This is a genomic window from Pinisolibacter sp. DMC19 (genome assembly GCF_056313985.1).
The window spans coordinates 89,487-103,629 of record NZ_JBQUZF010000008.1 but is presented as its reverse complement, the minus strand read 5'-3'; the positions used below and the strand labels follow the sequence as shown (position 1 = coordinate 103,629).

Here is a 14,143-nt window from a genome sequence, read left to right as displayed (position 1 = left end):
GGAGGAGAAACGATGTCCAACGATCTCGGAGTGACGGCGCGGCGCGAAACCATGATCGCCGCGGGCCAGTGGCGGGACGAGACACTGCTCGATCATTTCCGACGCAACGTCGCCCACCTCGGAGGCAAGGTCGCGGTGATCGCCACCCGCGCCGAACAGGCCGACGAGACGCGCCTGACCTACGCCGATCTCGACCGGCTGTCGGATCACGTGGCCGTCGGCCTCGCCCGCCGCGGCGTCGGCGAAGGCGACGTCGTTTCGTTCCAATTGCCCAACTGGTGGCAGTTCACGGTGCTGCATCTCGCCGCGCTCAAGCTCGGCGCGGTGTCGAACCCGCTGATGATCATCTTTCGCGAACGCGAGCTGACCTTCATGCTCGGCCTCGCCGAGAGCAAGGTCCTCGTCGTCCCGGCGAAGTTCCGCACCGTCGACCATCGCGCCATCGCCCTGGCGGTGAAGGCGCAGGTGCCGACGCTCGCCCATGTGGTGGTGGTCGACGGCGAAGGCGAGGAATCCTTCGATCGCCTGATCGCCAACGACGCCTCCGAGGCCGAACGCGCGGCGTTGCGGTCGCGCCGACTGTCGGCCGATGCGGTGATCCAGCTCCTCTACACCTCCGGTACCACCGGTGAGCCCAAGGGGGTGAGCCACACCTCCAACACCATGCTCTCCAATCTCGTGCCCTTCGCCGATCGACTCCATCTCGGCGAGGGCGACGTCATCCACATGCCGTCGCCGATGGCTCACCAGCTCGGCTTCATGTACGGCCTCGTGCTGCCGGCGATGCTCGGCGCCACCGCCGTCCTCCAGGACGTCTTCGTCGCCGCCACCATGGCGAAACAGATCTCGGAGGAGCAGGCGACCTTCACCATGGGCGCCACCCCCTTCCTCAACGATCTCTCCGACCACTGCATCGCCACGGGAACGTCGACGCCGACGTTGCGCATCTTCGTCTCGGCCGGCGCGCCGATCCCGCGGCCGCTGGTCACCAAGGCCCGCCGGGCGCTCGGCGCGGCGGTGATCTCGGCCTGGGGCATGTCGGAGAACGGCGCCGTCACCACCACCCGTCTCGAGGATCCGGAGGAGAAGGTCACCTCCACCGACGGCTGCCCGCTGCCCGGGATGGCGGTTCGCGTCGTCGATCCCGCCGGCCGTGCCGTGCCCGTCGGCGAGGAGGGCCAGCTCCAGGTACGCGGCTGCTCCAACTTCATCGGCTACATGAAGCGTCCGGGCCTCGCCCAGATCGACCGCGAAGGCTGGTTCGACACCGGCGACATCGCCCGCATGGACGCCGACGGCTACATCCGCATCGCCGGCCGGTCCAAGGACATCATCATCCGCGGCGGCGAGAACATCCCCGTGGTCGAGGTCGAGGACATGCTGTTCAAGCATCCCGCCGTCGCCACCGTCGCCATCGTCGGCTTTCCCGACGCCCGCCTCGGCGAGCGCGCCTGCGCCTACGTCATCCTGCGCCCCGGGGCGACCTTCTCCTTCGACGAGATGGTCGCCTATCTCAAGGAGCAGAAGATGGCGATCCAGTACATCCCCGAGCGGCTCGAGATCGTCGAAGACGTTCCGCGCACGCCGTCGGGCAAGATCCAGAAATTCAAGCTGCGCGACATGGCCAAGGGCACGGCCTGAGCGATCCGTCTTCTTCACGACGCCGGCGGCTCGCCGGGATCAGGAGTTCGTTTCATGGACTATCAGGACATTCTCTACGAAGTGCGGCCGGAGGGCGTCGCCCGCATCACCATCAACCGGCCGGACAAGTACAATGCTTTCCGCGCCGAGACGGTCGAGGAACTGATCCACGCCTTCCAGACCGCCGGCTGGGATCGCTCGATCTCGGTGATCGTGCTGACCGGCGCCGGCGACAAGGCCTTCTGCACCGGCGGTGACCAGTCCTCCGCCTCCCACGATGGCCAGTACAGCGGCCGCGGCACCATCGGTCTGCCGATCGACGAGTTGCAGAGCCTGATCCGCGACGTGCCGAAGCCGGTGATCGCCCGCATCAACGGCTTCGCCATCGGCGGCGGCAACGTGCTCGCCACGATCTGCGACCTGTCGATCGCCTCCGACAAGGCCCAGCTCGGCCAGGTCGGCCCCAAGGTCGGCTCGGTCGACCCGGGTTTCGGCACCGCCTATCTCGCCCGCTGCGTCGGCGAGAAGAAGGCCCGCGAGATCTGGTACCTCAACAGGCGCTACACCGCGGCCGAAGCCCTGGCGATGGGTCTCGTCAACGCCGTGGTTCCGCACGACGAACTCGACGCCGAGGTCGATCGCTGGTGCGCCGAGCTGGTCGAGCGTTCGCCGACCGCCATCGCGCTGGCCAAGCGGTCGTTCAACGCCGACACCGAGAGCATTCGCGGTATTTCGTCGATGGGGATGGCGGCGCTCAGCCTCTACTACGACACCGACGAGTCGAAGGAGGGCGGCGTCGCCTTCCGCGAGAAGCGCAAGCCCGACTTCCGCCGCCACTACGTGAAGAAGGGCTGAGCCCTTCCCGCGCGCGGGGCTCGGCCCATCCTCCCGTCGGGCCCCGCACTTTCCATTTCCCGAGACGACGAGCGACCCCATGAAGATTCTCGTGCCCGTGAAGCGGGTGGTCGACTACAACGTGAAGATCCGGGTGAAGCCGGACGGTTCGGGCGTCGATCTCGCCAACGTCAAGATGTCGATGAACCCGTTCGACGAGATCGCCGTCGAAGAGGCGATCCGCCTGAAGGAGAAGGGCATCGCCACCGAGATCGTGGTGGTCTCGATCGGCCCGGCGCAGGCGTCGGAGACGCTGCGCACCGGTCTCGCCATGGGCGCCGACCGCGGCATCCTGGTCAAGGCCGAGGGCGCCGTCGAGCCGCTCGCCGTCGCCAAGATCCTCAAGGGCATCGTCGCGGCCGAACAGCCCGGCCTGGTCATCCTCGGCAAGCAGGCGATCGACGACGACACCAACGCCACCGGCCAGATGCTGGCGGCGCTGACCGGTCTCGCCCAGGGCACCTTCGCCTCGAAGGTCGAGGTTTCCGGCGACACCGTCGCGGTCACCCGCGAAGTCGACGGCGGTCTGCAGACCGTGTCGCTGAAGATGCCGGCGATCGTCACCACCGACCTGCGCCTCAACGAGCCGCGCTACGCTTCGCTGCCCAACATCATGAAGGCAAAGAAGAAGCCGATCGACGAGAAGTCGCCCGCCGACTACGGCGTCGACGCCACGCCGCGCCTCGCCGTCCTCGAGACGCGCGAGCCCGCCGCCCGCAAGGCCGGCGTCAAGGTGGGTTCGGTCGCCGAACTCGTCGCCAAGCTCGCCGACGAAGCCGGCGTCATCTGAGAGGGACCCGAACCATGACCGTTCTCCTGATCGCCGAACACGACGGCGTCTCCCTCAAGGACGCGACCGCCAAGGCGCTGACCGCCGCCGCCGCCATCGGTGGCGACGTGCACGTGCTGGTCGCCGGCAGCAGCGTCGGCGCGATCGCCGCGGAGGCCGCGACCCTCTCCGGCGTCGCCAAGGTCCTCACGGCGGAAGCCGCCCACCTCGACCATCAGCTCGCCGAGCCGATGGCGGCGCTGATCGTCGCCCTCGCCGGTCCCTACGACGCGATCGTCGCGGCCGCGACGACGACGGCGAAGAACGTGCTGCCGCGCGTCGCAGCCCTCCTCGACGTGTCGCAGATCTCCGAGATCACCAAGGTGGTCGCCGCCGACACGTTCGAGCGTCCGATCTATGCCGGCAACGCCATCCAGGTGGTGAAGTCGTCCGACGCCAAGAAGGTGATCACGGTGCGCACGGCGTCGTTCCAGGCGACGGCCAAGGGCGGCGCCGCGGCGATCGAGGCGGTCTCGGTTCCGGCCGATCCGGCGCTGTCGTCCTTCGTCGGCGAAGAACTGTCGAAGTCCGACCGTCCGGAGCTGACGAGCGCCAAGATCATCGTCTCGGGCGGCCGTGCCATCGCCAACCGCGAGAACTTCGGCATCTACATCGAGCCGGTCGCCGACAGGCTCGGCGCCGCGATCGGTGCGTCGCGCGCCGCGGTCGATGCCGGCTACGCGCCGAACGACTGGCAGGTCGGCCAGACCGGCAAGGTCGTCGCCCCCGAGCTCTACGTCGCCTGCGGCATCTCCGGCGCGATCCAGCACCTCGCCGGCATGAAGGACAGCAAGGTGATCGTCGCGATCAACAAGGACGAAGAGGCGCCGATCTTCCAGGTCGCCGACTACGGCCTCGTCGCCGACATCTTCCAGGCCCTGCCGGAACTCGCGGCGGAACTGGCCAAGCGCGGGCCCTGAGCCCGTCACGGCCGCCTCGGGGACGGCTCTCACGGACCTGCGCTCACCGACGGTGGTGTCGGGGCTTCACCGAGCCCGGCGCCGCTCGACGGGGCATGACGCACAGAGCGTTCAGGCCGGGCTCCGGCGCGGGCTTTTCCGACCTCACACCGCCTCGAGCCCGATCTTCAGCCGGTCGAGCAACTGATGCAGTTGGACCTGCTCGGCGTCGCTCAGCTCCGCCAGCGCGTCGGTGTAGAAGGCCTCGATCGGCCCCTGCATCGAGGCCCACACCCGATTTCCCTCCTCCGAGAGGCGGATGAGGCGGGCGCGGCCGTCCTCCGGGTCCTTGACCCGCTCGATCCACTTGCGCGCCTCGAGCCGATCGAGCACGGCGGTGAGATTCTGCCGGCTGAGCAGCAGGAACTCGATGAGTTCCTTCACCGACATCCCCTTCTCGTGCACCAGCGGACGGGCGAGCGCGCCCAGAACGGCCCATTGCTGGGTCGTCGCGCCGAAGTCGCCCATGTGCCGCGTGCCGTTCTTGTGCATCAGGTTAGAGCACTGATAGAGCCGAAAGAACAAGCGGTTGGCCACCTCGAAGCGGATCTTCTCGGATCGGGTCACGGGGTCGTTCATCGGCGGCACTCGCTGGCTGGGGGGCGTCCGGAGGACCCGAGGATAGGATCTCGAACGAATATATCAATGCATTGACACGATAGTAATTGTATCATAGCATTGATATATTGTTCTCACGGGGTAGAAACCGACATGGCAGATTTTGCGGGAAAGACGATCGTCGTCACGGGTGGTGGTGGTGGAATCGGCGGGGCGACCTGCCGCCGTTTTGCGGCGGCCGGTGGCAGAGTGGCGGTCTACGACCGGGACCTCGCCGCCGCCGAGCGCACCGTCGCCGAGATCGTCGCGGCCGGAGGGACGGCGCGGGCCCATGCCTGCGACATCACCGATCGGGCCGGCGTCGAGGCGGCGGTCGCCGCCACCGAAGCCGAATTCGGCCCGATCGACGTCCTGGTCAACAATGCCGGTTGGGACGTCTTCAAGCCCTTCCTGCAGACGACCGCCTCCGACTGGGATCGCCTGATCGCCATCAACCTCGTCGGCGCGCTCAACATGCACCACGTGGTTCTGCCGGGCATGGCGGCCCGCAAGGCCGGCCGCGTCGTCAACATCGCGTCGGACGCGGCGCGTGTCGGCTCGTCCGGCGAAGCCGTCTACGCCGCCTGCAAGGCCGCGCTCGTCGCCTTCACCAAGACGCTCGCCCGCGAACACGCCCGCGACCAGATCACCTTCAACGTCGTCTGTCCCGGCCCGACCGAGACGGCCCTCTTCGAGGACTACAAGAAGGGCGCCGGCAACCCGGAGAAGCTCGCCGAAGCGTTCCGCCGCTCCATCCCGCTCGGTCGCATCGGCCAGCCGGAGGATCTGCCGGGGGCGATCCTGTTCTTCGCCTCGGACGCGGCGTCCTACGTCACCGGCCAGGTGATCTCGGTCTCCGGCGGCCTCTCGATGGTCGGTTGACGGCCGGCCGGACGATCGGCGCCGAACGACGATGCTCGACCGGTCGGTCGTGTGTCGCGCGGACGGAGAGCGGCGGATCCGGATGAACATCGGCGGGATCGACGAATTGGCGCCGAACGGCGCGAGGTCCGATCCCGCAATGACACATGCCGTCGGGGCGATCAAGTGCGCCGCGGCGGCAACCGGCGATCCGCCGAAGAAGCGGACGCGATCCAGGGGAGGGCGGAGGCGTGGAGCCGACCGTCCATGCGTTCGGGGGGAGGGGCATGACGTTCATGCGAGCCGTGACGATCGTCGGGCACGGCGGCAACGAGGTGGTCGAGATCGGCACGCGACCCGTCCCGCGACGGCGGCCCGGCGAAGCGCTGGTGCGTATCCGCGCCGCCGGCCTGAACCGCGTCGATCTCTACATGCGAGACAGCGGCGCAGGCATAACCCATGCCTTGCCGCAGATCATGGGGCTCGACGGTGCCGGTGAGGTGGTCGAGGTCGACGCCGACGAACGCCGCCTGAAGGCCGGCGACGCCGTGGTGATCCATCCCGGCATCGGCTGCGGCCGCTGCGAATTCTGCCTCGCCGGCGACCATGTGCTGTGCACCTCGATGAAGTTCATGGGTGAGCACCGCGACGGCACGCTCGCCGAATTCGTCTGCGTACCGGTCGAGAACCTCTTCGCCAAACCGACCTCGCTCGATTGGGCCGAGGCGGCGGCACTGTCGACGGCGCCGCTCACCGCCTGGCGCATGGTCTTCGGCAAGGCGGCCCTGAAGACGCACGAGACGGTGCTGATCTTCGGCATCGGCGGTGCGGTCTCCGCCTCGGCGCTGCTCTTCTCGAAGATGATCGGCGCCCGCGCCGTCGTCACTTCGCGCGACCCCGAGAAGCTCGCCTGGGCGAAGACCCTCGGCGCCGACGCCGGCATCGACGGTTCGCGTGAGCCGATCGCCGAGCGGGTGATGGAACTGACCGGCGGACGCGGCGTCGACGTGGTGATCGAGAACGTCGGCGAGGCGGTGTGGGGCGCGGCTCTGAAGTCGCTGGTGCGCGGCGGGCGGATCGTCACCTGCGGTGCGACGTCGGGCGACATGCCGCCGGCCGACCTGCGCCGCCTGTTCATCCGCCAGTTGCAGGTCTTCGGCTCGACCCACGGCAACTTCGAGGAGTTCCGCGCGCTCCTGGCGGTCTGCGAGCGCGGCCTCTTCCGCCCGCCGATCGATCGCCGCTTCGCCCTCGCCGACGTCCACGCCGCGCTCGATCGCCTCGAGGCCGGCCGCCAGTTCGGCAAGATCGTCGTCGACTTGGATTCGTGAAACGCGTCTCGACCCGCTCTCCATGAGGTTGCCAGGAATGACTTCCGCTCCCCGAGATCCCCAGTCCCGACGCGTCTCGCTCGACGTCGCGGGTCCGATCGCCACGTTGACGCTCTGCCGTCCGCCGATGAACGCCATCGACGACGCCACGCTGGCCGCGCTTCTCGACGCCTTCGCCGTGGTCGAGGCCGATCCGAACATCGCGGTGCTGCGCATCCGCTCGGACCAACGCGTCTTCTGCGCCGGCGCCGACCTGCGTCTCGTCGGCACGCGCGTCGGCCACGAGGAGGGAGCCTCGGCGATGGTCGAGACGGTGCGCTCGTTCCATCGCACCTTCGATCGCCTCGCCGCGCTGCCCAAGGTGACCATCGCCGAGATCGAGGGCCATGCGCTCGGCGGCGGTCTCGAGCTGGCGCTCGCCTGCGACCTGCGCATCGCCGCACACCACGCCAAGCTCGGTCTGCCCGAGGCCAAGGTCGGCCTGCTCCCCGGTGCCGGCGGAACGCAGCGCCTCACCGCATTGTGCGGCGCCGGGTTGGCCGCCCGGATCATCCTCTCCGGCGATCTCCTCGACGGTCGAGAGGCCGAACGGGTGGGACTCGTCCAGTGGTCCGCCCATGCCGTCGATTTCGCCGAGGTGGCCAACAACGTCGCGAGCCGTGCGGCGGGCCTTTCGGTCGACGCGATCACCGTCGCCAAGTCCTGCATCCGCATCGCCGACCGCATGTCGGCGGAAGGCGCCGAGGCCGAGATCGGTGGCATCGGAGTGTTGATGATGAAGCCCGGCACCGAGAAGCGGGTGGCCGACTTCCTGAACCGTTGAGCGCGACGACGAGTGACGACTGTATCGATGTCATCGAGCGGCCGCCCACGGCCCCCACCAACCGATGGATCCGCCCCATGAAGCCCGACGTCACCTCCGTCGTCGAAGATCTCGATCTCGTCGAAAAGCGGCGGGCGCAGATCGTCGCCGCCGCGACCGATCTCTTCGCCGAACAGGGCTTCCGCCGCACGACGATCAAGGACATCGCCGAACGCGCCGGCTTCTCCTCCGGGCTGGTCTATCTCTACGTGCGCGAGAAGGAGGACGTGCTGCTGCTGGTCCTGCTGCGGGTGCTGGAGGATCACCGCCTCGAGCTGCCGGCGGCGATCGAGGGCGTCGTCGATCCGCTGGAGTGCCTGGTGCGCCTGATCGACGCCTTCACGCGGATCGTCGACCGCCATCGTGCCGCGACGGTGATCGCCTATCGTTCGGCCCATCTGCTCACGCCCGATCGGCGTCTGCTGGTCCAGGATCGCGAGCGCGAAGTCTCCGACATCGTCGTCGAGACCCTGGTCGCCCGCATGAGGGCCGGCCTCGTCCGCAAGCTCGACGTCGTCACCCATCAGATCGTGATGATCGCCCACCGCTGGGCGTCGAAGAGCTGGTACTTCAAGGGCCGCACCGACCTCGACGCCCATGTCGCGGCCGACCTCGACGTCGTCATGGCCGGCCTCGCGACCCCCGCCGGCGCCGAACGCTGGCACGAGATCGAGGCGGCGCGCGGCGCCGAGGCCGGCCGATGACGTCCGGCCGCCCCTCGCACCGGCCGATCGCGCCGAGCGACCCGGCACTGGTCGCCGCGATCACCGATCTCTTCGCCCGCAACCCGTTCTCGGCTCCGCTGGGGATCGAGGTGGTCGAGATCGCCGCCGGCACGGCGTTGCTCGCCATGGCCGTTCGCCACGAACATCTCAATGCCCACGGTACCGGCCACGGTGGTGCGCTGTGGACGCTGGCCGATCTCGCCTTCGGCGCGGCCGCCTGGCACCGCGGCTACATCATGACGACGGGGTCGGATCTGTCGTTCTTCCGGCCGACCAAGTTCGGCACCACGATCTATGCCCGGGCCCGGGAGGTGACCCACAAGGGGGCCACCGGCACCTATCACATCACCATCGCCTACGACCCCGACGATCCCGCCGAGGTTCTCGCCGCCGGCAGCTTCACCGGGCGTTGGCCCCGGAGCTGACGGCCGATCCGCCGACGCTACCCGCGCGACGGGAGGCTCAATGCCCCCCGTCGAAGGCCGAGACGGCCGATCAGCGCCGCGCCGCGATGTCTTCGGCGAGGTGCGCCGCGTCGTGCCAGACGCCCCAGATGAAGGGCGACGCGCGCCGCGACAGCCAGGCGAGGCCGAGGAAGTAGAGACCCGGCTCCGGCGAGATGCCGCGATGGTGGATCGGGCGGCCCTTGTCGTCGAACGCGCCGACCTCGAGCCAGTCGAAGTCGAGGCCGTAGCCGGTCGCCCAGACGATCGACCCGATGCCGGCGGCGGCGAAGTCGAGCGCGAGGATCGGGTTCGTCACGCAGTCGGGATCGTCGATCACCACCCGCGCCTCCGGCTCCTCCGGCAGGTCGAGCCCTTCCTTGGCGATGTGCGCGTCGGCGGCGTCGAGCATCGAAAAGAGGCTACGGTCACCGCCCGCGATGTTGGCGGCGAGGTCGGGGGCGAAGCGCATCGTGCCGTCGGCGAAGCCTTCTGCCATGCCGTGGAGCACGATGCCGTCGTGGCCGAGGCGGCGAAAATCGACGGTGTGGCCGCCGTCGGCGCCCGACACCGCGATGGTGACGTGTTCCATGCCGGGCGTGACGGCCTCGGCGTTCCACATGCCGAGCGCACCGAGCCACCAGACGAAGTCGCGGCCGCGATAGCGCCGCGGCGGGCGATCGTGCGGGCCGACGGAGAGATGCACCCGACGGCCGGCCTTGCGCAGCTCGTCGGCGATCTGCACGCCCGAGGATCCGGCGCCGATCACCAGCACCGCGCCCTCCGGCAGCTGCTGCGGATTGCGATAGTGGGCCGAGTGGATCTGCACGACGCCGGCGCTTTCCGGCACCACCGGCGGAATGATCGGCTTCTGGAACGGGCCGGTCGCCGCCACCACGTTCTTCGCCTCGATCGTGCCGGCGGAGGTCTCGACGACGAAGCCCGAACCGTCGGTCTTGCGCGTCACGCGCTTCACTTCCACGCCGCAGCGCACCGGCGCGCCGATCTCGCGGGCATGTTCCTCGAGATAGTCGACGATCATCGAGGCGGGCGCGAAACCGTCCGGATCGATGTGGTCGAAGGTCTTGGAGGCGAAGCGGTCGTGCCACGCCGGTCCGTTGGCGACGAGCGAATCCCAGCGCTCCGAGCGCCAACGCTCGGCGATCCGGTTACGCTCGACCACAAGGTGAGGCAGAGACTTCTTGCCCAGCTGCTCGCTCATCGCCAGACCGGCCTGACCGCCGCCGATGATGAGTGTCTCGATCGTCTCGACCGACATGTGCGACAACCTCTCAGATTCTGGGTGGAAACGCGGCCTCGAAAGGCGGTGTGTGGGGATTTTCTAGAATTCACCGTCGCTTTTGGAAAATATTGTTTTCTTCTTCGGTGCTTCTGTTTTCCTGAACCAGACGTCGACCTTCACGCGGACAAGGCTTCCCGTTCGCCGCCGAGGGAGCGGCGGCGTCGCGCTTCGGCAGAGACGGGGACGACGGATCAGGCGGCGGCGTGCATCACGCCGAGCCAGCTCTTGACGATGCGCTCGGAGCGGATCTCCCAGACGACGGGTGTCCCGGCGGCGACGATCCAGCCGTCGCCGGGCCCGTAGACCGTGGTGGCGCCGGTCGCCTCGTCGGTGATGGCGAGCGTGCCCTCGACCAGCGTCGCGTGTTCGTCGAAGGCGTAGACGACGCGGTAGCGGCCACGGGTCGCGGCATAGAGCCCGCCGAAGACCGGGGTCGTCGGCCCGCCCAGCGTGAAGACGCCGGAACAGGCGATCGGCCCCTCGAGCGTGGTGGCGCCGATATCCTCCGGCGCGCCCCAGGCGTCGAGTGCGGGGACCGGATCGGCGAGACGGAAGGCGGTGAGCGACATGGGTCGGAGGTCCTTCAATCGAGGGGAAGCAGTTCGGCGATCTCGCGGCGGAAGGGCAGGGCGCCCTCCGGCAGCGGCGCCGTGTCGAGTTCTTCGGCGTAGCGGCGACCGGCGTAAGTGGCATGCGCGATGGTCGCCGGGGCGAGCGCATCGCCGATCGCCGTGACGCTCGCGAGACCCGCGTCGGCCCAGTCGGCGGCGCGCGCCTTCAGGTCGAGGACCAGCGCCTCGTTCGGCAGACGGGCGGTGACCAGCACCACCGCATCGGCCTCGAGACGGGTCTCGCGTCCGGTGAAGACGCAGGAGGTCACCGCCACGCCCGGCTCGACCGCGTCGAGCGAGGCGAAGGCGCGGATCTCGACGCCCTTTTCGAGGAGCCGCGTCTGGATGAAGTGCTGCTCCATCGTGTTGCGGGTCCAGGTCGAGGCCTCCGACGCCGGGGTGACGTAGGTGGTCTTGAACCCCTTCTCGGCCATCAGCTCGGCCATGACGCCGCCCATGTAGTAGTGGTCGTCGTCGAACACGACGACCGAGCCGCCTTCGGGCAGACGTCCGGCCATCACGTCGGAGGGCGAGAAGACCCGCGCGCCGGGGGCGATGGGGATCGGCCGGGTGTGGCGATGACCGACGCCGTCGGCCCGCCAGGTCGCACCGGTCGCCACCACCACGCGGGGGAAGCCGAACTCCAGCACGTTCTCGGCGGTGAGCCGGCTGTCGAAGAAGATCTCGACGTTGGGCAACTGGTCGAGCTGGAGCTTGCGCCAGTCGCGCACCCGGATCCAGGCGGCGAGACCGGGGAGCTTCGCCTCCTGCACCACGCGGCCGCCGAGTTCGGTCCCGGCCTCCGCCAACGTCACGTCGTAGCCGCGCTTGCCGAGCACCTGTGCCGCCTCGAGGCCGGCGGGGCCGGCGCCGACGATCAGCACCGACTGATCGGAGCCCTTCGGCTTCACCCGCTCCGGATGCCAGCCCTTGCGCCATTCCTCGGCCATGGTCGGGTTCTGGGTGCAGCGGATCGGCGACTGGGTGAAGTCGCCGGAGACGCAGATGTTGCAGCCGATGCACTCGCGGATGTCCTCGAGCCGGCCTTCGCGGATCTTGTTGGGCAGGAAGGGATCGGCGATCGACGGTCGCGCCGCGCCGATCATGTCCATGATGCCCTTCTTGACGAGGCTCACCATGCGGTCGGGCGAGGTGTAGCGCCCCACCCCGACGATCGGCTTCGACGTCAGCCGGCGGATGCCGGAGATGAAGGGCTCCTGCGCGCCTTCCTCGGCGAAGCGGGAGGTGCGGCTGTCGTTCTCCCAGCCGGCGAGCGTCACGTCCCACAGATCGGGCAGATCGCCGACGAGGCCGATCATGTCCTCGACCTCGGCGACCTCGAGCCCGCCGTTGCCGAGCAACTCGTCGACCGAGATGCGGACCGGCACGGCGCAGGTGTCGCCGACCGCGTCCTTGGTCTCCTCGACGATCTCGCGCAACAGGCGCACGCGGTTCTCGATCGAGCCGCCGTATTCGTCGGTGCGGTCGTTGAAACGACGCGACAGGAAGTGGTGCAGGAAGCCGAGCGCGTGGGCGGCGTAGACGTAGATCAGGTCGAAGCCGGCGCGCTTCGCCCGCTTCACCGCCTCGAGGTGCCAGCGCCGCAGGTTGCGGATGTCGGTCGCATCCATCCGCCGGGCCTGCACCGGATCGTAGGTGAAGGTGGCGACCGGCAGATGCGCCGGACCCATCGGTACCTCGCGCGAATAGAGATTGGGCCCGTTCATGCCGTTGTAGGCGAGTTCGATGCCGGCGAGCGACCCGTGTTCGTGGATCTTGTCGGCCATGCGGGCGAGCGCCGGGATGTCGCGGTCGTCCCACAGACGCAGCTCGATGAAGGGGGTGATCTCGGACGTGTGGTGGAACTCGACCTGCTCGGTGCACACGACCGCCCAGCCGCCCTCGGCCTTCAGCCCGCGCATGTGGGCGAGCGCGGTCGGATCGCGGTAGCCCATGCCGTTGCAGTGGGGCACCTGATAGAAGCGGTTGCGCGCGGTGAGCGGGCCGATCTTCACCGGCTCGAACAGGATGTCGTATCGGCCGCCGTAGGGCGTGGTCTCAGGCATTCTCGAACCCCGTGAGGACGTTGACGGCATTGACGCCGAGTTCGGCGACGGCATAGCCGCCTTCCATCAGAAAGACCGTCGGCAACCCGACCCGACCGATCCGCGCGCCGAGCCGCAGGAAGTCGTCGCTCGTCAGCCGGAAGAAGCCGTGCGGATCGGCCTCGTGGGTGTCGACCCCGAGCGACACGACCAGCGCATCGGCGCCGAAGGCGACCACCCGGTCGAGCGCGTGGGAGAGCGCGCCGCCCCACACGTCCCAGCCCGTGCCGGGGCCGAGCGGCAGGTTGAGATTGGAGCCTTCGCCGGCGCCGATCCCGATCTCGTCGGCATGGCCGAGAAAATAGGGGAAGGTCTCGGCTGGGTCGCCGTGGATCGAGGCATAGAACACATCGCCGCGGTCGAAGAAGATGTCCTGCGTGCCGTTGCCGTGATGGAAGTCGACGTCGAGGATCGCCACCCGCGCCGCACCGCCGTCGCGCAGCCGCTGCGCGGCGATGGCGGCGTTGTTGAGGAAGCAGTAGCCGCCGTACATGTCGCGGGCGGCGTGATGGCCCGGCGGACGGCAGAGGCCGAAGACAGCCCGGTCGCCCGCCCGCACCCGCTCCGTCGCCTCGAGCGCCACGTTCGCCGAGGCGCGCGCGGCTTCCCAGGTGCCGTCGGAGATCGAGGTTTCGGCCGCCAGGGCGTAGTGGCCGAGCCGCCCGCCGATCTCGCGGGGAACCCGGGTCGACATCCGCCGTGCCGGCCAGACGATGGGGATCGCCTCGCCTTGCGCGCCGCTCGCCTTCCAGTCGTCCCAGGCGCGGGCGAGGAAGTCGACGAAGTCGCCGTCGTGGACGCGCAGGATCGGCTCGAGGCCGAAGTCGCGCGGCTCGACGATGTCCCCGAGCCCGGTTTCGGCCAGGCGGTCGAGCACGAAGGCGACGCGTTCGGGACACTCGAAGGGGCGCACCAGCAGCCCGCCGGCGAGCTCCGTCGTCGCCGCGCGCAGCGCGTGGTGGGGAGAATGGATGGTCAGCAC

Annotated in this window: 14 protein-coding genes; 9 read left to right on the top strand and 5 right to left on the bottom strand. The window is 69.0% G+C overall.

The features are described from left to right. Positions 1–12 precede the first annotated feature (12 nt). The 4 genes from ACT53U_RS17630 (at position 13) to ACT53U_RS17615 (ending at position 4,284) form a co-directional block, all read left to right on the top strand. Positions 13–1,641 (top strand): AMP-binding protein, encoded by a 1,629-nt coding sequence (locus tag ACT53U_RS17630; protein ID WP_476157109.1) that lies wholly within the window; start codon positions 13–15, stop codon positions 1,639–1,641. 54 nt (positions 1,642–1,695) lie between these two features. Then, a complete protein-coding gene (badI, locus tag ACT53U_RS17625; protein WP_476157108.1) occupies positions 1,696–2,496 on the top strand; it encodes a 2-ketocyclohexanecarboxyl-CoA hydrolase in 801 nt (266 codons plus the stop codon). Positions 2,497–2,575: 79 nt separating this feature from the next. Beyond that, positions 2,576–3,325, top strand: coding sequence for an electron transfer flavoprotein subunit beta/FixA family protein (locus tag ACT53U_RS17620; RefSeq protein ID WP_476155962.1), 750 nt, complete (start codon positions 2,576–2,578; stop codon positions 3,323–3,325). Between the two features lie 14 nt (positions 3,326–3,339). Next, positions 3,340–4,284, top strand: coding sequence for an electron transfer flavoprotein subunit alpha/FixB family protein (locus ACT53U_RS17615; RefSeq protein ID WP_476157107.1), 945 nt, complete (start codon positions 3,340–3,342; stop codon positions 4,282–4,284). 144 nt (positions 4,285–4,428) lie between these two features. Here the strand turns inward: ACT53U_RS17615 and ACT53U_RS17610 are convergent, their stop codons facing one another. Further along, complete coding sequence (locus ACT53U_RS17610; RefSeq protein WP_476157106.1) at positions 4,429–4,902, bottom strand: MarR family winged helix-turn-helix transcriptional regulator; 474 nt, start codon at positions 4,900–4,902, stop codon at positions 4,429–4,431. Positions 4,903–5,034: 132 nt separating this feature from the next. Between ACT53U_RS17610 and ACT53U_RS17605 the strand changes: the two genes are divergently transcribed. The 5 genes from ACT53U_RS17605 (at position 5,035) to ACT53U_RS17585 (ending at position 9,124) form a co-directional block, all read left to right on the top strand. After that, on the top strand, positions 5,035–5,802 hold the full coding sequence (locus tag ACT53U_RS17605) for a glucose 1-dehydrogenase (protein WP_476157105.1): 768 nt from the start codon (positions 5,035–5,037) through the stop codon (positions 5,800–5,802). 266 nt (positions 5,803–6,068) lie between these two features. After that, positions 6,069–7,112, top strand: coding sequence for a zinc-binding dehydrogenase (locus ACT53U_RS17600; protein ID WP_476157104.1), 1,044 nt, complete (start codon positions 6,069–6,071; stop codon positions 7,110–7,112). A gap of 106 nt (positions 7,113–7,218) precedes the next feature. Beyond that, positions 7,219–7,935 carry an enoyl-CoA hydratase/isomerase family protein gene (locus ACT53U_RS17595; RefSeq protein ID WP_476157103.1) on the top strand — a complete coding sequence of 239 codons (717 nt, stop codon included), beginning with the start codon at positions 7,219–7,221 and terminating at the stop codon, positions 7,933–7,935. Between the two features lie 77 nt (positions 7,936–8,012). Continuing rightward, positions 8,013–8,678 carry a TetR/AcrR family transcriptional regulator gene (locus ACT53U_RS17590; RefSeq protein WP_476157102.1) on the top strand — a complete coding sequence of 222 codons (666 nt, stop codon included), beginning with the start codon at positions 8,013–8,015 and terminating at the stop codon, positions 8,676–8,678. Beyond that, positions 8,675–9,124 carry a PaaI family thioesterase gene (locus ACT53U_RS17585; protein WP_476157101.1) on the top strand — a complete coding sequence of 150 codons (450 nt, stop codon included), beginning with the start codon at positions 8,675–8,677 and terminating at the stop codon, positions 9,122–9,124. The genes ACT53U_RS17590 and ACT53U_RS17585 overlap by 4 nt, the downstream gene beginning before the upstream one ends. Positions 9,125–9,194: 70 nt before the next feature. On the opposite strand, the gene ACT53U_RS17580 is transcribed toward ACT53U_RS17585, so the two are convergent. The 4 genes from ACT53U_RS17580 to ACT53U_RS17565 all read right to left on the bottom strand — a co-directional run bounded on the left by ACT53U_RS17580 (position 9,195) and on the right by ACT53U_RS17565 (position 14,143). Beyond that, on the bottom strand, positions 9,195–10,421 hold the full coding sequence (locus ACT53U_RS17580) for a flavin-containing monooxygenase (RefSeq protein WP_476157100.1): 1,227 nt from the start codon (positions 10,419–10,421) through the stop codon (positions 9,195–9,197). 215 nt (positions 10,422–10,636) lie between these two features. Next, positions 10,637–11,014, bottom strand: coding sequence for a cupin domain-containing protein (locus ACT53U_RS17575; protein WP_476157099.1), 378 nt, complete (start codon positions 11,012–11,014; stop codon positions 10,637–10,639). A gap of 14 nt (positions 11,015–11,028) precedes the next feature. Further along, positions 11,029–13,122 (bottom strand): oxidoreductase, encoded by a 2,094-nt coding sequence (locus tag ACT53U_RS17570; RefSeq protein ID WP_476157098.1) that lies wholly within the window; start codon positions 13,120–13,122, stop codon positions 11,029–11,031. Further along, the gene (locus tag ACT53U_RS17565; RefSeq protein ID WP_476157097.1) at positions 13,115–14,143 is read right to left on the bottom strand and encodes a histone deacetylase family protein; all 1,029 of its coding nucleotides are present in this window, start codon (positions 14,141–14,143) and stop codon (positions 13,115–13,117) included. Before ACT53U_RS17565 ends, ACT53U_RS17570 begins: the two co-directional genes overlap by 8 nt.